General features: G+C 41.3%; 22 protein-coding genes. 11 read left to right on the forward strand and 11 right to left on the reverse strand.

The window, feature by feature from the left end:
- Positions 1–132: 132 nt before the first annotated feature.
- The 7 genes from J3P37_RS07575 to J3P37_RS07605 all read right to left on the reverse strand — a co-directional run bounded on the left by J3P37_RS07575 (position 133) and on the right by J3P37_RS07605 (position 13,359).
- On the reverse strand, positions 133–1,161 hold the full coding sequence (locus J3P37_RS07575) for a PorP/SprF family type IX secretion system membrane protein (RefSeq protein ID WP_369414059.1): 1,029 nt from the start codon (positions 1,159–1,161) through the stop codon (positions 133–135).
- On the reverse strand, positions 1,161–6,602 hold the full coding sequence (locus J3P37_RS07580; RefSeq protein ID WP_256010492.1) for a PKD domain-containing protein: 5,442 nt from the start codon (positions 6,600–6,602) through the stop codon (positions 1,161–1,163). The genes J3P37_RS07575 and J3P37_RS07580 overlap by 1 nt, the downstream gene beginning before the upstream one ends.
- 128 nt (positions 6,603–6,730) lie before the next feature.
- Positions 6,731–7,309, reverse strand: a complete 579-nt coding sequence (locus J3P37_RS07585) for a DinB family protein (RefSeq protein WP_256010493.1) — start codon at positions 7,307–7,309, stop codon at positions 6,731–6,733.
- A 211-nt stretch (positions 7,310–7,520) separates the two neighbouring features.
- On the reverse strand, positions 7,521–10,154 hold the full coding sequence (locus tag J3P37_RS07590) for a PAS domain-containing protein (RefSeq protein WP_256010494.1): 2,634 nt from the start codon (positions 10,152–10,154) through the stop codon (positions 7,521–7,523).
- 154 nt (positions 10,155–10,308) lie between these two features.
- Positions 10,309–10,695 carry a methylglyoxal synthase gene (locus tag J3P37_RS07595; protein ID WP_256010495.1) on the reverse strand — a complete coding sequence of 129 codons (387 nt, stop codon included), beginning with the start codon at positions 10,693–10,695 and terminating at the stop codon, positions 10,309–10,311.
- A 68-nt stretch (positions 10,696–10,763) separates the two neighbouring features.
- Positions 10,764–11,996: a nucleoside recognition domain-containing protein gene (locus J3P37_RS07600; RefSeq protein ID WP_256010496.1), complete on the reverse strand. Its 1,233-nt coding sequence runs from the start codon at positions 11,994–11,996 to the stop codon at positions 10,764–10,766.
- A 28-nt stretch (positions 11,997–12,024) separates the two neighbouring features.
- On the reverse strand, positions 12,025–13,359 hold the full coding sequence (locus J3P37_RS07605; RefSeq protein ID WP_256010497.1) for a glycoside hydrolase family 88/105 protein: 1,335 nt from the start codon (positions 13,357–13,359) through the stop codon (positions 12,025–12,027).
- 53 nt (positions 13,360–13,412) lie between these two features.
- Here J3P37_RS07605 and ccsA point away from each other — a divergent pair, with 53 nt between their 5' ends.
- From ccsA to J3P37_RS07620, 3 genes are all read left to right on the forward strand, one after another.
- On the forward strand, positions 13,413–14,135 hold the full coding sequence (gene ccsA, locus J3P37_RS07610; protein ID WP_256010498.1) for a cytochrome c biogenesis protein CcsA: 723 nt from the start codon (positions 13,413–13,415) through the stop codon (positions 14,133–14,135).
- Positions 14,136–14,137: 2 nt separating this feature from the next.
- Positions 14,138–14,350 (forward strand): CcmD family protein, encoded by a 213-nt coding sequence (locus tag J3P37_RS07615; protein ID WP_256010499.1) that lies wholly within the window; start codon positions 14,138–14,140, stop codon positions 14,348–14,350.
- A 106-nt stretch (positions 14,351–14,456) separates the two neighbouring features.
- On the forward strand, positions 14,457–15,890 hold the full coding sequence (locus J3P37_RS07620; RefSeq protein ID WP_256010500.1) for a Glu/Leu/Phe/Val family dehydrogenase: 1,434 nt from the start codon (positions 14,457–14,459) through the stop codon (positions 15,888–15,890).
- 109 nt (positions 15,891–15,999) lie between these two features.
- Here J3P37_RS07620 and J3P37_RS07625 read toward each other — a convergent pair whose 3' ends face one another.
- Complete coding sequence (locus J3P37_RS07625; protein ID WP_256010501.1) at positions 16,000–16,455, reverse strand: ferritin-like domain-containing protein; 456 nt, start codon at positions 16,453–16,455, stop codon at positions 16,000–16,002.
- Between the two features lie 134 nt (positions 16,456–16,589).
- On the opposite strand from J3P37_RS07625, the gene J3P37_RS07630 reads away from it, so the two are divergent.
- From J3P37_RS07630 to J3P37_RS07655, 6 genes are all read left to right on the forward strand, one after another.
- Positions 16,590–16,838: a type B 50S ribosomal protein L31 gene (locus J3P37_RS07630; RefSeq protein ID WP_256010502.1), complete on the forward strand. Its 249-nt coding sequence runs from the start codon at positions 16,590–16,592 to the stop codon at positions 16,836–16,838.
- A gap of 69 nt (positions 16,839–16,907) precedes the next feature.
- Positions 16,908–18,089 carry a GlmU family protein gene (locus J3P37_RS07635; RefSeq protein WP_256010503.1) on the forward strand — a complete coding sequence of 394 codons (1,182 nt, stop codon included), beginning with the start codon at positions 16,908–16,910 and terminating at the stop codon, positions 18,087–18,089.
- A 10-nt stretch (positions 18,090–18,099) separates the two neighbouring features.
- The gene (tpiA, locus tag J3P37_RS07640) at positions 18,100–18,867 is read left to right on the forward strand and encodes a triose-phosphate isomerase (RefSeq protein ID WP_256010504.1); all 768 of its coding nucleotides are present in this window, start codon (positions 18,100–18,102) and stop codon (positions 18,865–18,867) included.
- A gap of 3 nt (positions 18,868–18,870) precedes the next feature.
- A complete protein-coding gene (gene prmA / locus J3P37_RS07645) occupies positions 18,871–19,710 on the forward strand; it encodes a 50S ribosomal protein L11 methyltransferase (RefSeq protein WP_256010505.1) in 840 nt (279 codons plus the stop codon).
- A 55-nt stretch (positions 19,711–19,765) separates the two neighbouring features.
- On the forward strand, positions 19,766–21,124 hold the full coding sequence (locus tag J3P37_RS07650; protein WP_256010506.1) for a UDP-N-acetylmuramate--L-alanine ligase: 1,359 nt from the start codon (positions 19,766–19,768) through the stop codon (positions 21,122–21,124).
- 24 nt (positions 21,125–21,148) lie between these two features.
- The gene (locus tag J3P37_RS07655) at positions 21,149–21,490 is read left to right on the forward strand and encodes a helix-turn-helix domain-containing protein (protein WP_256010507.1); all 342 of its coding nucleotides are present in this window, start codon (positions 21,149–21,151) and stop codon (positions 21,488–21,490) included.
- Between the two features lie 29 nt (positions 21,491–21,519).
- Here the strand turns inward: J3P37_RS07655 and J3P37_RS07660 are convergent, their stop codons facing one another.
- The 3 genes from J3P37_RS07660 to scpB form a co-directional block, all read right to left on the reverse strand.
- Entirely contained in the window at positions 21,520–22,638 is a 1,119-nt protein-coding gene (locus J3P37_RS07660; protein WP_256010508.1) for a GNAT family N-acetyltransferase, read from the reverse strand.
- Positions 22,639–22,709: 71 nt separating this feature from the next.
- Positions 22,710–22,880, reverse strand: a complete 171-nt coding sequence (locus J3P37_RS07665; RefSeq protein ID WP_256010509.1) for a hypothetical protein — start codon at positions 22,878–22,880, stop codon at positions 22,710–22,712.
- 123 nt (positions 22,881–23,003) lie between these two features.
- Positions 23,004–23,582: an SMC-Scp complex subunit ScpB gene (scpB, locus tag J3P37_RS07670; RefSeq protein WP_256010510.1), complete on the reverse strand. Its 579-nt coding sequence runs from the start codon at positions 23,580–23,582 to the stop codon at positions 23,004–23,006.
- A gap of 142 nt (positions 23,583–23,724) precedes the next feature.
- Here scpB and J3P37_RS07675 point away from each other — a divergent pair, with 142 nt between their 5' ends.
- Both J3P37_RS07675 and J3P37_RS07680 read left to right on the forward strand, forming a co-directional pair.
- A complete protein-coding gene (locus J3P37_RS07675; RefSeq protein ID WP_256010511.1) occupies positions 23,725–24,951 on the forward strand; it encodes a metallophosphoesterase in 1,227 nt (408 codons plus the stop codon).
- 186 nt (positions 24,952–25,137) lie between these two features.
- Complete coding sequence (locus J3P37_RS07680) at positions 25,138–25,509, forward strand: hypothetical protein (RefSeq protein WP_256010512.1); 372 nt, start codon at positions 25,138–25,140, stop codon at positions 25,507–25,509.
- The last annotated feature ends 29 nt before the right edge of the window (positions 25,510–25,538 follow it).

Below are 25,538 nucleotides of genomic sequence, written 5' to 3' on the forward strand. Positions count from 1 at the left end.
TCTTGAACTTGTTTCAGGACCTCTTGCTTAAGTAGGTCATCTGAACATACTCAAGAGGTGCCGAAATGAATTCGGCATGACGTTAAAGTGTCCCGGCTGGCGCCGCGTGCCGCGTGTGCTGAGAATTGAAATTTAATAAAAGTCGTAGCAGCGCATACTTCCATAGCCTTTTTCGCGGCCTTCGCCAGTTTCGAAACCAACACTAAGTTCTGAAGTACCGCTGGTATTACCGTAGTTTAATTTATTCGTTGTGGCATCGTGGCTAACTCCCAGACGTAGTTTCTGCTTGTTATAGCTTCCGGTAAAGATGTCGAAGATCAAAGAAAAGACAAATGAGTCGTTACTGCCTTTTCCGTTTGAACGATACCAGACCCCGGCGTTGACAGCTCTGCGTTTATATTGGACCCCGGCGCTGATTGAAGTTGCCTGAGCTTGTTTATAATAAACTACTGATGGAATTAAGAAGGATCCCTCTTCGCTGAAGGGGTCATTTCTGTCCATAGCATACCGGTAACTGGCATGTATGGCGGTGCGCACGGGTGTTGGAACCGGGCTGCCAGTGAATGATTCGTCGGGTTTGTTTAAGTGAAGCAGTGATGCACCCAGCATCGCTGAGCCTATCACAAAATTAACTCCTGCACCTGAATCAAAATAGTATTTGCTGTCGCTAAATGGTTGCTCAGCCTGAGATGCGGATGATTCAAAACCCAGACGGGAATCCAGCTGATCTGAGAACACCAGTTTGCTGAAGTCCATCTGCCGGTTGGTAAGACCCGCCTGTAGTCCGAAAGAAGCGATAAAGCCGTCGGTGCCTACGTTATAAGCATAGGTGCCCGCTATATTGTTCTTTTTAAGGTACGCGGTACCTTCAGAAGAACTATTGAACATCAATCCAACACCACCATTGATATTTTTGAACTGGTAATCCATTGACGCTGAAATATAACTTAAATCGCCCGACATTGCTGTCCACTGGTTCCTGTAGATCATATTCATTCTGAATGAGCCATCAAACTGGCCTGTTAAGGCTGGATTTAGATAGATCGGCGCATTGTAAAACTGCGAGTAAATATGGTCCTGAGCTTTTATACTACTTCCCAAAAATAGTATAAGGCAAAGGATTAAGAAGTTTTTTAAAGGTACATGTATCAACCGCATCATTATCTTATTAAATGTATGGGGCCTGTTTTTTTCGGCTCCTGGTTGTTATACGACATTCCTGCCCATTCGGTTCCATTTTTAAATGATGCTGAGACTTCCCAGAAATAAACCCCCTGAGGGGCTGGTTTCCCATTATATATTCCGTCCCAGGCTTCGCCGGGAGCTCCGTTCCCATCAAGTTTTTCTGTTTGCCAGATCATTTCTCCCCATTTGTTGAAGATTCTGAAATGCCATTTGTCAATTCCGGATCCTTTTGCCGCAAAGCTTCTCAGCTCTGTAGTCGCACTATTAGGCATGAAGGCGTTCGGAACAAACAATTGTCCGGGAGTACCCGTGATGCGAACTGTTTTTTCAACAAAACTGCTGCATCCGAATTCACTGGCCATGATCAGTTTCACTTTGTATGTACCGGTATCAGGATAGGAGTGCTCCGGATTCCGGGAATTGGATACCGGACTACCGTCTCCAAAATCCCAGCTCATGCTTGAAATATCACCGGTGCTGGTGTTCTTGAAGGCGAATTTGAAATTGGGGTACTGTATAACTTCACCTGGCTGTACTTCGAAAGCAATTACAGGGGCACTGCTAACTTTAATATAGTCCTTCATGATTAGAGTGTCCATACAGCCATAGTTGCTTTTTGTAATCAGCTTAACGGTATACGAAGACTTAGCTGAAGTATAGACCTGTTTTGGTGGATGTTGTCCATTGTAAGTTGAACCGTTGCCAAAATCCCAGAAATAAGATATCGCATTGGTTGTTGTATTACTGAACCTAACATTCAAAGGAGCACAGCCCACGGTAACGTCTGCTGTAAATGCAGTAGCTGCTGCAGGGAACACGGTGATCTTTTTAACGACCACGGTATCTGAACAATTTGATGCAATTAGTTTCACCAGGTAGGTTCCTCCCTCAGTAAAGGTGTGTTCTATAGGATCATCGCTGATTGTTCTTAAAGTATCGGATCCGTCTTCGAAGACATAAGCGTACCTGGTTGCGCCAACTGTATAATTGTAGAATTTTACGGTATGAGGGGCACAACCACTTAATTGATCGGCATTTACGACCAGGTCAGGCTGTACGGTGTTCGGAGCAACTTTAATGGTGTGGCTCTGTGATTTCTGACCGCAAGCATTTTTTACCGTCATGGTAACAACAAAGTTTTTACTTTTTCCGGTAGTATAAGTATGTACTACAGAACGGTTGTCAGTATATACCTCATCCGGAGTGCCGTCGCCAAAGTTCCAGATATAAGTGTTTGAACCACCCGGCGTCAGATTCTTAAAAGTAACTTTCAACGGAGAGCATCCTTCAACCGTGCTTAGCGTAAACCGTGGTACTGGTTGGCCGATCACTTTGATATTAAGCGTATCAGAAGATGTTGCACAGGCAGAAGTTGCTTTGAGGGCGACAGAGTAAGTGGTGTCCTTGCCGTCGGTGCGTGCCTGGAAGGTAACTGCAGGAGGTGTTTTCAGAGTTGATTTCTGCCCGTTACCAAAGTTCCATTCAAAGTTAACACCCTCCGGATTTAAGGTTTGATTATTGAAGTTAACTATTGTAGTGCCACAACCTTGCAGCTTGTCGGCTGTAAACTGTGCAGTTAAGGAAGAATTAGTTTTAAAGGTATGCGAAAATGTCTTTTCACCGCAACCTAAGGCACTTGTTACTTTAAGGGTGATCTCGGTAATATCTCCAGGGTTATTTAGGGTATATCCAGGGAAGGCAATACCAGTTCCAATCAGTTTTTTACTAGCGAACCATTGGTAGGTATCTCCGGTTCCCGAAGCCTGAGCCTTTATATTCTGAGCGCTGATGTTGAACGGTGCGCATGCAGATTCCGAAGTCCAGGTGAATGCAGCAACAGCTCCGTTCGAAACCTTTATCTCCACAACATTACTTACGCTTTGCTGAGCGCCGGTACATATTGTGGAAGTGACAAGTCTGCGGAAATATGTTAGTTTGCTGATCGCTTGCGGCTGGTACTCAATGCCAGTAGCAGCAATGATGTTTGACCAGTTCTTTCCATCGTTGCTTTGTTGCCATTGGTATTTATAAGTGCCGTCTGCGCCTGCAGGAACACTACCTTCAAGCTTAGCAGGTGCCGTATTTACACAGATCAGTAAATTTGTGCCTTTGATCGTATTGTTTGTAATTCCCTTTTGAACATCAACCTTTACCAGTCCACTTATGATGCTGCAGTCGCCCGAGCTCACAGTACGACGGAATAAAGTGCTTTCAGTAACTACAACACTTAAGTTCTTTTGATTGTTAACGTTAATAGCGGTCCATGTGGTGCCATCTGTGCTTGCTTCCCATTTGTAAGCATAGTTTCCGTCGCCTCCTGCTGGTATACTTCCGGTCACTGTTATAGTTGATCCTTCGCAAACTATAAAGCCAGGATAGCTAATGGTGTTTCCTGCCAGTGCTGTAAGGTTATTAATTAATACTTCATCGTTGCTTGAATTACAGGTTCCGGGGCCAGTGATCGTCCACCTGAAACGGTACACCTCGCCTGATACCAAACCGCTGATCATTGCATCGGGTTTTGAATCGGAGTCGAAGGTTACGCCTGTCTGGCCTGATACAAGCGTCCATTTACCTGTTCCAAGCCCAGCATGGTTGGCATTAAGTTTAACTTCAGTCACCGTACAAAGTTTCTGGTCGGCACCAGCGTCTGCTATTACAGCAGATGGGGTAACATTAACCACTACTCTTACAGGCTCTCCAGAACAGCCCGTCGCATTTACCGGGGTAAAAGTGTATGTCACTGTGCCGTTAGTTGTTCCGGTATTTACCAGTATGTCGGCGATTGAAGCGACAGATGTTGGAGTGTTCTGATTTTTGTATCCTGTAATGGCTCCATTAGCTTCAGCTGTCCAGGTATATAAGATGTTTGGCACAGGTGAACTTAAACTAATTCCTGCAGCCTGGTTCGTACAAATAGTTTCATTAAGAGCCTTTGCCTGAACGGAAGGCATTGGATTGATGGTAACGGTATAAGTAAAGGCTTCACCGGGGCATCCGTTCGCTTCAGGAATGATAGTATAAGTCACTGTCGCGTTAGCGGCTGCATCAATATTGCTAAGTGTTTCTTTGATGTCACCGGTACCACTTGCTGAAAACCCTCTGGCATTTGCAGAGCCCGTGGCTGTCCAGCTGATCGTACTTCCTTCAACTACTGCTACAGGCTTGTAGTTTAACTCCGTTCCTGTACAAATAACGGCCGAGTTCGGGGATGTAATTTTATTAGGTGGGTTTATGGTGACAATCACAACATCGACAACTTTATCACATGGTGCAGGGATTAAAGTGGTGGCAGTAAGGCTAAGCTGAACTGTTCCCGCTTTGATCTCTGCTGCTGATGGGAGATATTCGGCGTTTAACGAATTTCTTCCCGGGATAAAAGTTCCGGTTCCGCCAACCCATGAGAATCCGGCTACCGGGGGACCGCTAAGCGTACCGTTTAAGCGGGCACTGTTCCCGGCGCATATAATAAGATCGGTACCGGCGTTTACCGTGGGCGATTCGTTAAAAGTTATGGTTTTTGTTAAAGTTTTGACACCGCAATTATTCTTCGATGTTATCTTGATTGTATAGGTGCCATAGTCCTCAAAGAAGATCACCGGCTCTTTTGAGTTGGCTGTTGTCTCTTCTTTAAATGAAAATGCACCACCGCTAACTTCCCATAAATAGGTATCGGCTTCTTCTTTATAGGTGCCGGAGAAAGAGGTGGTAACCGGATTTCCCTGGGTATTGCTAAAACGGAGCAACTGGCCTTTGCCGCACAGGTTACTCTGCCAGTTGGCGGTGATACCAGGCTGCTCATTTACAATAATGGTTTGCTCAGGAGAAGTAACAGGTGAACAGGAAGATGTGATGGTAAGTTTTATCTTATAAATTCCAGCCTTGTTAAACTTGAATTGCGGATTCTGACTTTCGGCATTGGTTCCATTTACGTAGGCAGCTGTCGAAGGACCAGTGGTGATCCATTGATAGGTATTTTTTGCGCCTCCGGTGGTATCGATCACCGAGGTGTTAAGGGGGGCTAAAATAGAGGATACACATACTGCCTCTTCACTTAAAGTAAATGCGGGTTTAGGGGGCATCTGGATTTTTATCTTTTTCTCTACAGGAGCCGCCTGGCAGTCGGAAGTACTCTCAGACTCAAGACGAATTGTGTGTACGCCAGGAGTGGTAAAAGTGTGTTTCAATTGATAGCTTAACGAAACACCCTGCGGGGTGATAAGAACATTGTCTACATACCAGTAGTATACCACATTATTATTGGTACATGCAGGTGTTGCCGAACTTGGATTTTCTCCGGCTATCGAGTTGTTTGAAATGGTCAGTTGGGTATTGATACAAGCAAATTCAGGTGGCGCGAAACGGTTTTCTGGTTGTGTTACCACTTTTGCCTGAGTAGATACCGGTGTTCCTATCTCATTACAAAAAGGACTCATCAACTGTATTTCAATACCAAATACATTATAGTATTTTTGTGAGCCCGCCGTTATCTGGCTACCACAAGATGATTTAATATAGGTGTGCTTAACCCGGCCGCTGTTTGCCCTTATTTGATTTATAGTATAATTTTCTATTGTATTATCACCCCACTTAATCCGGTAAGAATAGCCGGGGAAGTTTGAATGAATACCACTCGCCCCGTTAATCTCCACTCCATACTCTAATACACCTAAGGGTAAACATACCGTATTGCTTCCGAAGGTACTAAAGGGAGTATTTTGCGTATTATTGATAAGAAAATAAGCCTGAGTACCGACAATGCCGTTTGATTCAGCTTTTACAAAGATCGTATAATGTGTTACGGCAGCGGTGAACTGCTCCGTTTCGGCACCTTTAAAGGTCACATTTTTAACGTCAGCCTCGTTAAATCCGTTGGTAAAGGTGGCTGTTACTGTTGCGCCCGTAGTGGAAGCGTTATTAAAGTTAAATCGTAGGTTAGGTCTGCCGGAAGCGCAGTTTCCAAATGTTTTGGGATTAGTGCCTATGGTTTGAGAGGGTGCGTCGATACCGGCTACTATACCTGCTGAGCTTTCCACTTTAAATTCATTAGAAGGTGCACTAACGACAACTGGATTTGTACTTTTTATCCGAACCCGATAATTTCCTGGAGTGGTATTCACAGGTATTACTCCATTAACAAAGGTGCTATAAAAACCTTTATAGCTGCCTATTTCCTTTTCTGTTGCGAAATTTCCGGTTGCATCAGAAAGATATAGTTTAAAAACATTGTCAGAAAGTAATTTACCCTTACTGTCTTCAATTGTTAAAGGAACTGCTAAAGTCGATCCCTTTCCATAGGGTCCTGCATCTACAGGTCCTGTCGCAATGGTCTGGGCAAGTAGCCCAGTTGCATTTACAAACAATAAAACTAAAGAAATCTTGATTATTCTACTTAACCGCACTACAAACTCTACCAAGGCTATTTACTTTAATGTTGTAACGTGTATACGGTGAGAGACTTAATTAAGGTTCCATTTAATGAAAAATAAAAAAAGCCGACGAGTTTGTCGCCGGCTTTTTATTTGCTGTATTTGAGAGTTTTATGTTAAACCGCGAGTTCATCGATGTATTCAGAAAGCCGCGGCAGATAAATAACATTATCATTTTTTCCTAATTCCATAGACCAGAAACTTCCCGCCATTTTAAATATCTTGAACAACTGGTTGGATTCATGCAATAGAAAAAATTCAATCCACTGGCTTACGTTCATCCTTCCTAACACGGCATGGGTTCCAACCCGTGCATAGTTCTCTGACGGCATTTCTTCAAATTGCAACATGAGATCATTACGCAAACGATATAGTTCGTGCAGTAAAGAGCCTGTGGTTTTGGCATTTGTAAAATTGAATTCAGGGTCTAGATCTGGTTTATAGATTTCAAAATAAGGATTCACCTCATTTACGATTCTATTTATTCTCTCCATAAAAATATGCTGATACCTGGTGAGGTAGGCAATTGTTTCATGAATAGAAAACCTGTCCTGGCTAAGCCTGTTGTAAATGGCTTCCGGAGGAAGATCGTCGATGTAATTTTTAATCGTCTTGTGCTGATTACAAAATCGCTCGACACTATGAGAGTGTAAATTCATAGAAAAATTACTGTTGGTTAGTTCACTAGGTAACATGCGTTTATGAATATTGTTCTTTCTCTGATACTATAGTCAGTAACTATGCCAAATGTCCGGCACGGATGTTAACTGACTGTGAGTTTTCTGATAAGTTTTTCATCCCTGCGCAATAGGGGTGGGGAAGTGTGAGGCTACGCTTCATAAAAACAAGACACATTCGCAGTTTTGTAGGTATTTAGATACAAATATGAGATCATAATTTGTGACCTCATTCCTCCTTAATCGAAAAAGCTTGCTTAAGTGGAATTTTAAACCAGAAAGTAGAGCCTTTCCCCAGTTGGCTGTTAACGCCATATTCGCCCTTATGTCTTTTTACGATCTCAGCTGAAATGTACAAACCTAATCCAAGTCCTGAGAACTCCTGGGATTTTTCTTCTACTCTGAAAAAGCGATCGAAAACGTGAGACAACTTTTCTTCAGGTATTCCAATGCCGAAATCTGTTACCGAGACTTTAATAAATCTGTTTTCCCTTTTTACGTCAACCCTCACTTCCTTGTTTTTTGGCGAATATTTAATGGCATTACTTAAAAAATTGGTTATTACCTGCTCGATTCTGACTTTATCTCCCTCAACCAGCTCGTCCAGGTTGTTATTTACAGTAATGTTATGAAGGTTCGAATGGTGCGCGACTGTCTCCATGATCAGTTCATGCATGGAAAATGCAGAAATATTCATGTTTAATTTTCCTGCCTGAATTTTGGCGTTATCCATTAAGTCACTTATGAGTGAAGTTAATTTATTGACCTGTTGAGTAGCTTTTGAGACAAAAACCAACAGGGTGTTTTCATCTGTATGTCTTTCAATGAGGCGTTTCATCACCTGTATAGAGGCCTTCAGAGTAGTAATAGGGGTTTTTAGTTCATGACTGGCAATACTCATAAATTCATCTTTTTTCTCAACCAGCTTGCTTAAAACCTCATTCTCTTTTTGCTTTTCAAGCACTTCCTTTTTTTCTGTTATTTCCTGAATGTTAATTATAAATTGGGTTACGTTTCCTTTATCATCTCTTTGAAAAACTTTTCCACGTTCTCTTAACCATTTCCATCGATTTTGTCTATTCTGTAATCTGTATTCAATCTCCTTAACATCTTCGTCCGATATATATTTTAATTCTGAATGGAATTTTTCGAAAGCGGGAAGGTCTTCGTGATAGATCTTCTGTTTCACATCGTTCAGGCTGAGCTCGGTTAGGTCAATACTCCAGCCAAGATCCGGATAGAAACTATGGTTTACATAACTTATTTTTTCCAGGGTCAGATCAACCACGAATATAAGGTCAGGACTGGCTTCGGTAACTTCTTTTATAAAGTGTTCATTTTTTTTCAGTTCCTTTTCTGCTAACTTTTTTGCAGTTATATCTTGCGTAATGGAAATAAAATGTGTTGGCAGCCCTTCTTGATTTCTTTCAAAAACCTTACTTCTGACCTTGAACCATTTTAACTCCCCCCCGGCGTCTTTTCCCCGGTACTCAATTTCACGAATTTCCTTGTCTTGGGCCGATCTGAATCCGTTGAAAAAATCCTTGAAGTTTTGCCAATCGTCAGGATGAATCAGATTTTTTATATCAAAGTAGTCAAGTTTTTTCAATTCCTCTGCTGAGTAGCCCACAAAGGTGCTGACTTCTATATTGGCATAAGTTATCCTGAAGCTATCGATCTCAATAACAGTGATTAAATCGGGCGTAGCTTCAGCAATCTGCCTCACAAAATGGTGCTGTTGCCTTAAGGCTTCTCCTGCTGCTATTTTATCACTGATATCATGTATTATTTCGAAGATCTTTTCTGCCTTTTGTTCGCTATTGTAGATCACTGTGCCTTTGGTCAAAATATGCCGCAACTGTCTGTTAGGGAGATAAATGCGGCGGATATACTCAAAAGACACGGAAGTAGCGATAGCTTGGTTAATAACATCGTTGATCTTAGGCGGGTCTTCCGGATGAGAAACAAAATTGAGGAATTTCAATGTAGGTTCAAATGAGTTGGGGGGATAACCGAATAAGCGAAAAGCCCCTGGCGAGAAAGTGATTTTTCCACTATGTAAGTTACACTCGTAGTGCCCTGAGTTTGTCATCATTTCAGCCTTTTCCAGTGTCTCCTTGTTTAGCTTAGTTTCATGGATTTCTGTTGCAGTGCCCACCCACATTGTTATTGTTCCATTTCTGGCTGGAATCGGAATGATTCGATCACTATGCCAGCGATATTCGCCACTGGCATTTCTGACCCGGAATTCGGTTTCGAAGGGGTCCCCTGACTGACTTTTTTCATCCCATAGTTTTCGTTTGGCGGCATAATCATCGGGATGTATCATTTCCGCCCATTTTGTACCTAAGCCGGCTTCAAGTGTTCTACCGGTGTATTCAGTCCATCTTTGGTTCAAAAAAGAAACCTCCATTCCACTTTTAAGGATAAAGGCTATATGCGGAATAAAGTCGAGGACGAGCCGGAAATTGGCTTCATTCTTCTTTAATTTCTCATAGGCGACTTTATCCTCATTAGCGTCAGCGATAAGCACAGCGATACTTGTTTCCGTTGGGTAGGTAGCAATTTTGAACCATCGGGAATGTGATGTTGAGTAAAGTTGATCAGTTATACTTTTATTTTCTAAAATAGAGAATGTGAGAAATTCTGCCAGTTTCGATCCTTTTTCAAAGGGAAAAACATGCCATAAGGTGATATGGGAGGTATCCTCATCCTGAATCCCAAAAAAACGGAGAGCTTTAGGATTCAGATACATAAAGTGCTGGCTGCGGTCAAGGAGAAAAAAAACCTCGCTAATATTACTGACAATGGTTTCGAAACCATTATCGAAGTCTGTCCACGTGCTTTTAAGTGCTCTGTTCACTGCAAATAAGTAACAATTCAGCACCTAAATAGTTACTCAGATTCTATTGGATTTTAAAAATTGTAAAGAACCAGAAGATGTGTGCTATTTTTGCAGAAGGAAGGATATTGGCGAAACACCTCAAGAGGTTTGCTGATGCCTCCTGAGACGTTTTCTATTTACTTTCAGTCTCTTCGACCATACCAAGGAGGAGATACTTTGCTGAAGCGGGATTGGTAGCCAGGGGGACATTATGAACGTCACAAACTCTGAGTAACATTTGTACATCTGGTTCATGAGGATGCTTACCTAAAGGATCGCGAAAAAATATGATTCCTTTCAGGTCTCCTTCGGCTGCCATTGCAGCTATCTGTGCATCGCCGCCCTGCGGTCCGCTCAGTTTCCGACTAACTTCAAGGCCAGTTTCCTGGATCTTTGAACCGGTAGTTCCTGTCGCTATTAATTTCATGTTCTTTAGAATATCATAGTATTCTTTCACGAAAGCCACCATTTCAGGCTTTCTTCCATCGTGAGCAATAAGAGCAATAGTTTGTGTTGACATATGTTATTTATTTATAGGGCACACGCGGCACGCGTGCGCCAGCATGTGTATCGATATATATATATATATTATTTAAAAAATAAATATGCAATTATAATAGCTGCAATTACACCTACGAGGTCGGCAATGAGGCCGCAGACTAGGGCGTACCTTGTTTTCTTAATACCTACTGACCCGAAGTAAACGGCGAGTACATAAAATGTGGTTTCTGTGGAACCCTGAATGATGCTGGCTAACCTTCCCTGGAAAGAATCGGCGCCATAAGTTTTCATGACATCAATCATCAAGCCCCGGGCTCCGCCACCACTTAGCGATTTCATAATTCCGACTGGCAAAGCCGGTACAAACGCCGTATCGAAGCCACAGGCCGCTACAACAGATGCAATCCCGTTTATGATGTAATCCATACAGCCGGTGGTTCTGAAAGCACTGATTGCTACCAGTATGGCAATTAAAAAGGGGATGATCATCACTGCGGTACTGAACCCTTCCTTGGCTCCGTCAATGAATGCATCATATACGTTTAGTTTTTTTGATGCTCCGTAAACGACAAAGAGAGTAATGATCGAAAAGATGACGAGACCTCCGAGCGAGCCGGTGTAAGCTTCGATCTTTTCAGGAGGGAGGCCATGTAACCAGAAGTATAAGGCAGCCATTATCCCTAAGAATAAGGATATGAAAACCAGCACCGGAAGCTTAAAAAGATTGATTTTTTGATACAACGCAACTGCCAGCATTCCGGAAATAAAGGATATGAACGTTCCAATGAGCGAGGGAATAAAGATATCCGCGGGATTGGCAGCGCCATTTGCAAGACGGAGGGCAATCACAGAGGTAGGAATCAACGTTAATCCTGCGGTATTGAGCACCAGAAACATGATCTGTGCATCGCTGGCGGTTTCTTTAACAGGGTTTATTTCCTGCAACTCCTTCATTGCCTTTAATCCCAAAGGGGTAGCGGCATTGTCCAGGCCAAGCATGTTGGCGGAAAAGTTCATAATGATCGAGCCTGAGGCAGGGTGGTTTTTGGGTATGCCTGGAAACAACTTGCTGAAAAAAGGATTAACAGCTCTTGCAAACAGACTTATCATGCCGGCACGTTCGCCTATTTTCATTATCCCAAGCCAAAAGGTCATTATTCCTATCAGCCCAAGGGATATTTCTGCCCCGGTTTTCGCGCTGTCGAACATTCCATTGATCACACTCGAAAATATAGCAGTATCGCCGAAAAACATGAGTTTTACCAGGGCCACTACAAAAGAAACGAGAAAGAACGCTATCCAAACGTAATTAAGAGCCATGCGCTATTGTAACCGGTTTAGTGAGAAATCATTTTCTGCGTTCGTACTCTAAACTGGCTAGGATAAATGGGCCAATTGCCTTTCCTTCGTTTTGCGTAATGGTTACGTCCTTGCCGCAAAGATAATAGTTAACGGTTCCGGTTCTAGACGGGTCTTTAGCCGGACCGAGACCTGCGGATGCACAGGATTGTAAGATATTCAGATCTCCATTCTTCTCTTCGCGAATGAAGTTACTAAGTAGTCCCCTATAGGCTTTTTCCGCCACTGGCTGGTAGGTGTCTTTATTTAAAAGTCTTAAGCGGATGCCTTTCAGATACGCGTAGGTAAACATCGAGGAGGCGGAAGATTCTAAATAATTAGCCTGATCGCACTGGTTATAAAAGTTTCCGGAGATTTCGTCTCCCTTATTGTCGGATTTTTTAGTGTTGTCGTACTGTAACAGTTGGTACCAGCTGCCGCTATGTTTATCCTGGTATCTTGCAAGTCCGGCAGCAACCTGATTCATAATTTCACTTAAGGATTTATAATCAGAATGCTCTTTAGGCATAATTTCAAGGACATCTACTAGTGCCGCGAAATACCAGCCCATTCCCCGTCCCCAGAATTCGGGCGAGCAACCTTTATATGGTCCGCTTTTTCTGGCCCAAAATGAATTTTCGTCTTCCGGATCAGCGCTCCATCCATGGTAATTCAGCTGCTTTTCTCCGTCGTAGGTGTACTGGTGGATTGTTTTAAACTGCAGAGCGATATCAGCCCATGATTGATTGTTCTCTTGTGTGCTTATTTCCCGGGCAAAAACGTCCTGCCATTGTGCATACAGAGCAGGACCCATATATAAGCCGTCGAGCCACATTTGGTTAGGATATTGAGCTTTATGGTAGAATCCGCCGGCTCCAGGTTTGGAGGCGTCAATTCGACTATGATCGTACTTTAGCTTGTTCCGAAGGAATGTAGCGCAGTTCTTATAACGTTTTGCATCAGCGGTATTTCCCCTTTTCAATTCCTCGCGGTACAGGGTAAAGAGGATCTTTCCGGCCGCCAGGTCATCAATATTGCTTTTATTAACGTGTACTGTATCTTGTCCCTGAAGGCAATGGTCTGTGTAGGTCTTTACAAGCTGATAGTATTCTTCTTTTTCAGGATACTGCTCCCAAGTCTTTAAAACACTGAAAGCAACTAAACCCGGGACATAATCCCAATGTGCCTTTGCCAGTTGCTGCTGGTTTCTGTTTGTGTAAAAGCTTTTCATAGCGCGGCTCTCTACCATTTTCTTCGAATAGGTCGCCTGCGGGCTTTCAACTTTCTTTAATGGGGTACTACATGCAGCCAGACTGCAGACTAAGATAAAAAAATACAGTTTCATGCGAGGGCAAATTAACATTTTTCGAGGCCTTTTCCTATTTTAACGGTAATCTGATGAAATTCCTGTTTGAAGCGGCTATTTACTTTTATACCTTTGATCCACTAATTTTTAATTTTATGAGAAAAAACTGGTGGAAAGTACTTGCCTCAGTTCTTGTTCTTTACTCTCTTGTCTCGGGTTTTTTATTGGGAGTTCCGCATTTGCCGATCTTACATGAGAGTATTCGTAACTTATATTTTCACGTTCCAATGTGGTTTACGATGATTGTTCTGTATTTAGTATCGGTCATTTATAGCATAAAGTACCTTGGGTCAAATAGCGAAGAGCATGATTTAGTGGCTGTTGAGTTTGTTAATGCGGGGGTAGTGTTCGGATTTTTGGGCTTAATAACAGGGATGATATGGGCGAATTATACATGGGGAGAACCATGGCCAAATGATCCAAAGCTCAATAGCGCAGCAATTTCAACGCTAATGTACCTTGCTTATCTGGTTCTGCGCAATTCAATGGATGAAGAGCAAAAAAGAGCGCGTATTTCGTCAATTTATAACATCTTTGCATTTCCAGTTATGGTGGTGCTGCTTTTTATCCTTCCAAGAATGACAGATTCACTTCATCCAGGCAACGGCGGAAATCCTGGTTTCAATTCTTACGACCTCGACAGCAGGATGCGTACTGTATTTTATCCTGCAGTTTTAGGATGGATCTTGCTGGGCGTGTGGATTGCATCTCTGCGTTTCAGAATGAGGAAACTGGAATACAAACAACATAATTAATCATGAAAAGACTTTTTTTTAGCGCCTTATCCCTGTTCTTTATGGTGATGACGTCATTTGCTCAAACTGCAAATGAGGTTGAGATGGCTGATGATATGCGTAGCTCGGGCAAGATATATGTGGTGGTTGCAGTTGTTGCTGTGATCCTGATTGGATTGCTGTTCTATCTTTTTACTATGGACAGGCGCCTGAAAAAAATGGAGAACCGTCACTAAGGTTGCATCCAATTTGTCTGCGGAGTATGCAGTTTAAAAACACTTTGTTACCTTAATGCTTTTATTTGGAAATATAATTGATGTATTCTAAACTAAGTTTATAAATATGGCAGACAACAAAGTGGCTCCGAATGCCGGTGGTTTTTTTGACGATGTTAGTAATTTTTTTGATCATGCTGCGCAGTTCACAGGGCACCCTACTGGCTTACTAAACCAAATCAAAGCTTGTAATAGCGTTTACCGTTTTCGTTTTCCAATCAGAAAAGGGGACGGTGTAGAGGTAATTGATGCCTGGCGGGTGGAGCATTCTCATCACATGTCTCCAACCAAGGGTGGTATTCGTTTCAGCGAAATGGTCAACGAAGATGAAGTTATGGCTTTAGCCGCGTTAATGACCTATAAATGTGCTATAGTTAATGTGCCATTCGGAGGCGCCAAAGGTGGCATCAAAATAAATCCTAAAAATTATTCGATTGCGGAGCTCGAAAACATAACACGCCGCTATACCGTCGAGCTAATTAAGAAGAATTTTATCGGTCCGGCAATTGACGTTCCCGCTCCTGATTATGGTTCCGGAGAGCGCGAGATGAGCTGGATCGCCGATACTTATTATACCATGAATCCCGGACAGCTTGATGCTATGGGATGTGTTACTGGTAAGCCTATTGCGCTGCATGGCATTCATGGAAGAAAGGAGGCGACAGGGCGGGGAGTGGCTATAGCTACCCGTGAGTGCGTTAGTGTCGCTGAAGATATGAAAGCGCTGGGCTTAACCGCCGGTCTTGAGGGAAAAAGGGTTATTGTTCAGGGGCTTGGTAATGTGGGATATCATTCCGCAAAATACCTTTCTCAATTTGGAGCACTTATAGTTGGCCTCTGCGAATTTGAAGGAGCGATCTATAATGCGGACGGCTTAGATCTCGAAGATATAGTTGCTCATCGCAAAGAGACCGGCTCAATTTTAGGTTTCAAAGGTGCCAGGTCAGAATTTAGTAATTCAGCGGAAGGCTTAGAACAGGATTGTGATATCCTGGTACCTGCGGCCCTGGAAAACCAACTTACCGGGGAGAATATAGGCAGGATAAAAGCAAAGATCATCGCCGAAGGAGCAAATGGTCCGACTTCCCCGGAAGCCGGGGCGATATTTTCAAAGAAGGGCGGGATCATCATTCCGGATATGTATTGCAACGCAGGAGGCGTAACGGTATCTTATTTTGAATGGCTGAAGAACCTTTACCATGTTGCTTTCGGTCGTATGGATAAGCGGTATGAAGAAACGTCCAGTATGAATCTGATCAACCTGATGGAAAAAATGACAGGGGTGTCTTTGAGTGCCGAGCAAAAAAATCTTGTAGCTAAGGGTGCAACAGAGCTTGAACTTGTAAATTCAGGACTGGAAGAGACCATGATCCGTTCCTACCACGATATCCGAGATATCAAGCTCACAAACAGTAAAATAGAGGATCTTAGAACGGCAGCGTTTATAGGGGCTATTGATAAGGTGGCTATATCTTATATGAATATGGGTATCTGGCCTTAAGTAATAATTGCCGACTTATTAGTATGAGGCGCGTGATAGGGCACATAAGAGCGTGTGCCAAATACGAAAGTAAAAAGAAAGAGAGACTAAACCAGCCTCTCTTTCTTTTTTAACGTTGCATATCTCTTAGAGATTTAACCTTATCATGTGATTCTTTCAGGAGAGCTTTTTGCTCGGTAATAAGCTGCCTGATATAAGCCGGTAATGAATCGTCTTCTAATGCCATTTTATATGCTTTTTGTGCAGCATCCTCTCCAAATTCACAATTTTCGAGAACTGTTTTTCTGTCGTGACCGCTAAAGAGAGCCTTCACATCCATCCATGCACGGTAAATTTTTCCGCTGTTAGTGGTTCCTGAATCAACATCTTCGCCTAATGCAGTAATTTCGCTAGCGAGCGCTAGTTTATTTGTATGACTTTCGGCGATGAAGCCTGCGAAAAGAACTTTAAGATCGGAGTCACCTTCTTTCAATTCTTTCAACGCTTTTTCATATCCTACAATACGATCGTTGTTAATTTGTACCAGGTCGTTTAATACCATGGTGGTCGTTTCTTTAGTTTCCATAATAGATTAAAATGTTTGATCAGAACTGTACAAGTATTGTTCCAAAGGCGCAGATGTTTATTTAAAAAAATAAAACTATTTTTATTTATAAATGAAATTTCTATATTTGCGCCTCTCAATAGGAGGATTATACAATGAAGGCTGATTTACACCCAAAAAATTATAGATTGGTAGTTTTTAAAGACATGTCTAACGATTATGCTTTTGTAACCAAATCTTGCATAGAAACCAAGGAAACCATTAAATGGGAGGATGGAAATGAATATCCTTTAATCAAATTAGAGATATCTCATACTTCACATCCGTTTTATACAGGAAAAATGAAATTGGTCGATACGGCTGGACGTATTGACAAGTTCCGTACCCGTTACGCTAAAAAATAGTAATTTATTTTTAAAATATATTTAAGTCCCGGTTTCTCCAGCCGGGACTTTTTTTATTTTTGCCCGCATATGAATATTGTTCTCTTTGACGATTCCTCCAGGGAAAGCCTGTTACCTCTTACATTTACCCGTCCGGTGGCTTCTTTACGCGTTGGTATATTAACTATCGCGGAGAAATGGGAGAAGCACCTAAAGTCTGAAGAAGTATCGTTTCTCACAGCTCCTTATCTTGAAGAAAAGTTTCCATATAAAGAAGCGGATCATGGGATTTTTATTAACGGTTCTGTTTGCCCCAGTCCTCCGTTACTTGAAGCTATTGACAAGCTCGAAGACGGCTCGGCACTGTTTAAAGACAAAGTGCTTATTGCAGTTAAAGCAAAAGGAATAAATAAAGACTCTTTTAAAGATATTGTACATTTAAGAAATATAGAATTTGAATACACTTTTACTCGAATTATCTACCCTGAAGACATCTTCAAATTTAATGACTCAGAATTAAGGATTGATTTTGAACTCCTCACTGCAGGAAGAACATCAGAAGTGCTGAGTTCTACCAACAGGATCATGGGCGATAATATCTTTGTAGAAGAAGGTGCAGCTGCCGAGTGCGCGATTTTTAATACAACCCTTGGTCCGGTCTACCTGGGAAGAAATTCGCAGGTGCTGGAGGGAGCATCTATCCGGGGAGCATTTGCATTATGCGATAATGCCCTGGTAAAAATGGGCGCTAAGATATATGGGAAAACAACTATCGGCCCGTATTCAAAAGTAGGAGGAGAGATCAACAATGCAGTCTTATACGCTAATTCTTCCAAAGGACATGAAGGTTTTCTGGGTAACTCTGTGCTAGGTGAATGGTGCAATATTGGTGCTGACAGCAATAATTCTAATCTTAAAAATAACTATGCCGAGGTAAAGCTCTGGGATTATAACCAGCGCCGCTTCCGGCGAACGGGATTGCAATTCTGCGGCTTAATAATGGGCGATCATTCAAAATGCGGAATTAATACGATGTTTAATACCGGGACTGTTATTGGTGTGAGTGCAAATATCTTTGGCGCCGGTTATCCCCGCAATTTTATTCCTGACTTTTCATGGGGAGGGGCGCAGGGCTATGAGGTGTATGCTTTAAATAAAGTATTTGAAACAGCAGAGAAAGTGTATGAACGGCGCGGCGTTGCATTTGATAGCGCAGACAAAGAAATCCTATCCAATATCTTCGAATTAACACGATCTTTTAGAAACTTTTAGAATAAATAACATGAGAAAAAAAATAGTAGCTGGCAACTGGAAAATGAACCTTGATTATACAGCAGGTCTAAGCCTGTTCTCTGAGGTGCTGAATATGGTTAACGATGAAGTAAGAGGCGATCAGGAAGTGATCGTTTGCCCACCTTCTCTTTTTGTATATAGCCTTGCGCAGCTGGCTAAGCAGAACTCAAGAGTGAGTGTTGGAGCCCAAAATGGTCATCAGGCAGATTCAGGTGCATATACAGGCGAAATATCTGCATCGCAAATTAAGTCGGCCGGAGCCGAGTATGTTATCCTTGGTCATTCTGAGCGCCGCCAGTATTTTGCTGAAACAAATCAGCTCCTGGCCGAAAAAACGAACGCTGCTTTAAAGAATGATTTGAAACCGATCTTCTGTATTGGAGAGACACTGGACGAGCGTAACCAGAATATTCACTTTCAACTTATAAAAACGCAGCTAGAAGAAGGTGTATTTCATTTATCAGCTGAGGAGTTTGCTAAGATTGTTTTGGCTTATGAGCCTGTGTGGGCAATTGGTACAGGCGTAACAGCCAGTCCGGAGCAGGCTCAGGAGATACACGCTTTCATTCGTTCCGAGATCGCTGCAAAATACGGTGCAGAGGTTGCTCAGAATACGACAATATTGTACGGCGGAAGCTGCAATCCTAAAAACGCTGCTGAACTATTTTCACAAGCCGATATCGACGGAGGGTTAATTGGTGGAGCTTCTTTGAAGTCAAGGGATTTTACAGATATCATCAAAGCTTTTAATAAATAGATTTTGGATTATTACGAATTTGTTTTCAAGCTTGCTTCAGATGAGGACTATCACAAGGATCTATTGATCAACTCCTTGTCTGAAGCCGGCTTTGACACTTTTGAAGAGACTTCTGAAGGCTTTAATGCCTACATTATTTCAACTGATTTCGATCAGCAAAAGTTAAATGATGCGTTGACCGGTTATGATGCGATGTTCTCATTTTCTTATGAGAAGAGTCTTATTCCGCAAAAGAACTGGAATGAGGTTTGGGAGAGCAACTTCGAACCTTTGGTGATAAATGATCAGTGTTATGTTCGCGCTACTTTCCATGCACCCATGCCGGAATTTCCTTACGAGATAGTCATTGATCCTAAGATGGCTTTCGGGACGGGGCATCATCAAACCACAACCATGATGATGGAATTTATTCTGGAAGAAGATCTTAGATATAAAGAAGTGTTAGACATGGGTTGTGGTACTGGCATTCTGGCAATTCTTGCCGAGAAATGCGGAGCTAAAGAACTCCTGGCTATGGACTATGACCAGGTTTGCTATGATAGTACCGTTGAAAATACTCAACTTAACCAATGCAAAAACATACACGTTCTTTGCGGCTCTAAGGAAATAATTCCCGATAAAAAGTTCAACATTATCCTGGCCAATATTAACCGCAATATACTAATCGACCAGATAGACCGTTATTCTAAAGTCTTAGCAACTGACGGTCTGCTGTTTATGAGTGGCTTTTATCAGGAAGATTTGCCTTTGATCACGGCTGAAGCAGCAAAATATAATCTTAATTATTCTTTACATAAATTAATGGATAGATGGGTTGCTGTTAAGTTTGTGAAACAAAATTAAATTAGATCTTTTTATCTTTGTCTTTTACTTCTAGGAATTAACTTCGGGTATTTAAATGCGGATACATTTAATAGCAATAGGGGGAAGTGCCATGCATAATATGGCTATTGCCCTGAGTAAAAAAGGTCATACGGTGAGCGGGTCGGATGATGCGATTTTTGAACCATCATTCTCAAGATTGAAACGGTTTGATATCCTGCCAGCCGAAATGGGTTGGTTTCCCGAAAATATTACTTCAGACATAGATGCGGTAATACTTGGAATGCATGCGCGGCCTGATAATCCTGAACTCTTGAAGGCACAGGAACTGGGACTAAAAGTATATTCTTATCCGGAATATGTTTATGAGCAGTCTAAGGATAAGATCCGTGTGGTAATTGGTGGGAGTCACGGAAAGACAAGCATCACCTCGATGATCCTGCACGTACTTAAACAGTCGGGCATAAACTGTGATTTTTTGGTTGGAGCTCAGCTTGAAGGTTTCGACACTATGGTTCAGTTAAGCGATGCGCCTGTAATCATTATTGAAGGGGACGAGTATCTGTCCTCGCCAATTGATCGTAGGCCAAAGTTTCATTTATACCGCGCGACAACAGGTGTTATAAGCGGGATTGCCTGGGATCATATAAATGTATTTCCAACGTTCGATAACTATGTTGAACAGTTTCGTCTGTTTTTGACGACAATTGAGCCTGGAGGAACAATTATTTATAATCAGGAAGATGAGACAGTTGCCGGGCTGGTGAAAAAAGAGGATGTTAATTTAAAGAAAGAAGCATATTCGTCACCAGAAAGTTTCATAAAGGACGGAATAACATATTTGAAAGTTGACGAACAATCTACCCCTTTGCTTGTTTTTGGTAAGCATAACCTGCAGAACATTGAAGCGGCTCGCCATGTTTGTAATAGTTTAGGGGTAAATGATAAACAATTTTATCTTTCAATTAGTACATTTAAAGGCGCTGCGAGGAGACTGGAGCTGTTGGGGAAAAATTCTTTCACATCAGTCTATAAAGATTTCGCTCATTCTCCGTCTAAATTAAGAGCCACAATTGACGCCGTTAAGGAGCAATTTCCTGAAAGACAAGTGGTAGCTGTGATGGAATTGCATACATTCAGTAGTCTAAATAAGGATTTTCTGAATGAATACAGGGGGTGCATGGATATGACAGATGTGGCAGTCGTATTTATATGCAACAAGACATTTGAACAAAAAAAGTTGGAACCTTATGGTCAAAATATAGTAAAACAAGCATTTGGTAACAATCAGTTAAATTTCTTCAGTGAGACCGAAATGTTGGTAGAGTTTTTGCGCTCTATTAATTATAAGAGTAAAAACTTGCTTCTTATGAGTTCTGGAAATTTTGGCGGATTAGATTTGGAAGGCTTTGCTGAGAGCGTTTTGAGTGATTAGAGGTATAAAAAAAAGTAAAGGAAAATGAAAACATTAGGAAAAAAAATAAGACTCCTGAGGCATCAAAAAGCCTGGAGCCAGGAAGATGTAGCAAAACGGTTGGATATTTCTATTCCTGCGTTCTCTAAAATTGAAACAGGTATAACGGATATTAATTTATCCCGTTTGGAGCAAATTGCTAAACTATTTGATATGACAGTAGTGCAACTGCTTACCTATAATGATAATGAGCAGCAGGAGAAGTACGTTTCAGAACTGGAGGTTATTTCCAAGAGGCTTCAGGACAGAGAGTCTGAGGTAATCGAGCTACAGAAAAAGATCATTGATCTGTTTGAGGAAATCAGAAGAACTAAAGTACTTGCTTAAAAAATGCCCCTTTCGAAGGGGCATTTTTATTAAAATACTTTTCTTAAGGTGACATGCTTTTTGCCAAAAGTAGCACCTGTTGCTTCATGGATGGCAAGCATCTTTTCGTTAAAGTCGCCCACCCAGGAAAGTTCTAACTCTTCATATTGCTTCAAAGGAAGAACATACTCTTTCAATTTTATGAACATGGCGCTTTCAAGTCCGTGTTTTTGATAGGCTTCCTTAGTCCCCATAACCACGGCTCTCATCCGGGAAACGCCCCTCCACCGGTAATATAAAAATTTCATCTTTTCTATCAAACCTAGTTTTCCTTTAAGAGGTTTAATGATCTGGTTTGCATCTGGAAGTATCAGGACAAAAGAAGCAGGTTCGCCATTCACATAAGCAAACCAGATTAGCTTTGGATCCATAATGGCCTTCATTTTATTAAAGCTTTCCAGAAGTGTAGCCTTATTGATAGGTACGAAGTTTTCGAAGTTCTTCCAGGCATCATTATAAATTTCCATAAAATCGGCTGCAAATTGGTCGATCTCATGGATATTCAGGTGCTTGAAAGTATAGCCTGGTTTCCGGATGACCCACTCGGCAATTTTTGTGAATCGCTCAGGAAAAGGTTTGTTAACACTTAAATGGTTTGTTATCTGCTCATATAAAGGCAGGAACCCATAAGAGTCGAACAGCTTTTTGTAATAGGGCGGATGATAATTCATTCCATAAGAAGGATGAGTAAACCCACTTACCAGGAGTCCCCAGAATGTGTCGTTTTCGCCGAAGTTAATGGGGCCGTCCATTGCCTGCATTCCTTTGTTCATGAGCCATTCTTTCGCTGTATCGAAAAGTAGGTTAGCGATTTTCTGATCATCGATACATTCAAAAAAGCCGATCCCTCCGGTTGGTTGAGGATATGAATTTGCTTTCTTATAATTTATGAAAGCAGCAATCCGGCCAGCTAAATTGCCATTCTCATCTTTTACAATCCAGCGCGTAATAGTTCCATGTTGATGAAAGTTGTTCTTTGCCGGATCAAATATTTTTTCAATGTCTTCATCTAAGGGGCAAACCCAAACCGGGTCATTTTTATAGATAAGTCGCGCAACATTTAAAAAGTCTTTTTTGTTTCCCTTATTCTGTACCTCAGTAATTGTCATAGGTTTTTACAAGCAATATAAAAAAAGCATTCAAAGATGAATGCTTTCCTGTAAAAAGTATTTAAGAAAAACTAATAATCGTCGTCATCATCGTAAGAGCTAAATTCATCAAAGCCACCCAGATCATCAATTTGTTCATCAAAGTCATCGTCGTCATAGCTTTTGTTTGCTTTTGAATCAACAGGCTTACTGTCTGACATTTTAGCGCTGTTTGCTGTGCTTGGCTTCTTCGGCGTTCTCATAATACTCGGTAATTGGGTAAGTTTCTAATCAAATTGATTTAAACACTAATTTAATGTAATTTTTTTATTTCTGTCCAAGGCAAAAATAAAATAAAATCCAGGGATGCAGAAAGCAGGGCCCAATTATTCTTTATTTTCTCCGATTTCGTTTTCGTCAGTTGCAATATCTTTTAATTGAGGTAATTCGGCACTGCTGTTAATTCCGAAGTAGTCCATGAATAATGAACTGGTGGAATAGAGAATGGGTTTTCCGATTGTTTCCGCCTTGCCAGATATAGTGATCAGCTCTTTCTCAAGTAATTTTTGAATGGTATAATCACAGCTAACCCCTCTTATCTGTTCAATTTCAAGTTTAGTTATGGGCTGCCGGTAAGCAATAATTGCCAAGGTTTCGAGGGCTGCCTGACTAAGCTTCTTTTTTGATCGCTGCATTTGCAACTGGTTCACGATCTGGTGAAATCTTTTCTTCGTAAGAAACTGGTATCCGCCATTCAGCTGAACTAAGGAGAATGCAAATTCGTCGCTGTCATACTTTCTGCGGATAATTTCTAAGTGTGATGCAATTTTCTCTGCTGTTAGTGTCTCTTCTTCACTGCCTTGCAATACCTGCACTATTTCATCAGAGGTAAGGCTCTGTTCAGAAGCAAATATTAAGGCTTCAATATTTAACTGTAGTTGCTCCAAATCTGTTTTTTTTGGCAAACTTAATTAAAAATTCTTCTTTAAGGCGTTAGAGAAAGGTGCATTTGAAAACTCACAGCGAGCGATTTTGTCAGTCTAATTTAATAATTGCTTTTATAAGTAGCATTTTTAGGCGATTTGATTCTAACAGGCAAAACGTTTTATGAAGAAAGTTAATTATATACCTGTTCTTTTGGTGCTAACACTTGTGTTGTTGATGGACCTATATGTCTTTCAAGGCATCAAGGTGCTTTTACTTGCTGGTGGTATAAGCTTGGGATATCCCGTTTGGGGGCTTTATTGGCTGGTATCGGTTACAATTGCCGCCACTTTTACTTATAATGTTATCCGTGCGCTTTCGACAGGAAACATTCCGTCTTACTTTAATTTCGCAGTAAATACTTTTCTGACTTTTTTCGTGACAAAACTAGTTTTTGTGTTGGTTCTATTTGCTGAGGACGTTTTCAGAATGGGATATGCGATTTTTAATGATGGCAGGTGGCCGGAACGTTTTCATTTTATCAGTCAAATGGCTCTTATGCTTTCTGCCTTTCCGTTTTTCTCTTTTCTGTACGGAGTTACTAAAGGCAAATACAATTATAAAATACACAGGCATAAACTTCATTTTGAAGACTTGCCTCCGGTATTTGATGGTTTTAAGATTATTCAGATTTCAGATATACATGCTGGCAGTTTTGACAACCCTAAAGCAGTGAAAAGAGGAGTAAAGTTAATAAATGCAGAAAACGCCGATCTGGTTGTCTTCACAGGGGACCTAGTGAACAATAAATCAGAGGAAATAATCCCGTGGCTAAGTACTTTCAGTGAGATTAGAGCTAAATATGGAAAATTGTCAGTGTTAGGAAACCACGATTATGGGGATTACGTCCGGTGGGATAGTATCAACGAAAAAATAGCAAATCTGAACAGTTTAAAAAAATATCATGCTGAGATAGGATTTCGTTTACTGTTGGATGAAAGTGTGAGTATAAGAAAGGGCGGCGAAGAGATTAAAATACTTGGGGTGGAGAATTGGGGTTTGGGTTTTGGAGAAAGAGGAGATCTGAAAAAATCGATGAGGGATTTGAATCCTTCAGATTTCAAAGTATTATTATCGCACGATCCTACGCATTGGCACACGATTGTTAAAAATTATCCTGTCAAAGTCCATCTCACGCTTTCAGGACATACACATGGCATGCAGTTTGGTATTGAGGCGCTGGGATTAAAGTGGAGTCCGGTCAAATACAGGTACCCACATTGGGCAGGACTGGCGCATGAGAATGGAAGGTATTTGTACATCAACAGAGGATTTGGCTTCCTGGGTTTTTCGGGAAGGGTAGGAATATGGCCCGAAATAACGGAAATTACTTTACACAAAAGTGTGTGATGTATATACAATGTCTTTAATTAGAAGTACTCAAGGCCTTACCGGACTTAATATTCGCTATTTTCGAAAAAAAAAGAGCCAGATTAAAAATCTGACTCTACATCTACCTATGAAAAACATGTCCTCTTTGGAAAGGACACTATTATTACGTTTGTAATTCAGTTAATGTTACATCAAAAATCAATTATGCAGGAACATTTAATAATTAAACTTTCGGGGATCAGCCTCAATGGAATGATCAGTCGTGCAGCAGAACCTGGATCTATACTTTTAAATGAGTTTTTATTCAATAAAAACAGAATAGAAGATCTGCTGATGGGCTATTATTTTAATGCACGAGGTCGTGTTTTCAATGTGATGATCAATAAACCTGTTATGGAAGATGAAAGTAACGGCTATTTATATGTACATTATTCCATCGGACATTTTAATGCTTGTGCTGATGTAGACAGTTTCCATGAAGAAAAGATGAAATTAAGTTTTGTTCTGAATATGGACAAAGCGGAGCTGAATATTTCCGGAGAGTATTTTCCAGAAAGGGAGCCTGACGAGTTTTAAAATTGGCGGTAGAAGAGAAAACTTTTAAA

It is taken from the genome of Desertivirga xinjiangensis, from assembly GCF_024436435.1.
Classification (GTDB): Bacteria; Bacteroidota; Bacteroidia; order Sphingobacteriales; family Sphingobacteriaceae; genus Desertivirga; species Desertivirga xinjiangensis.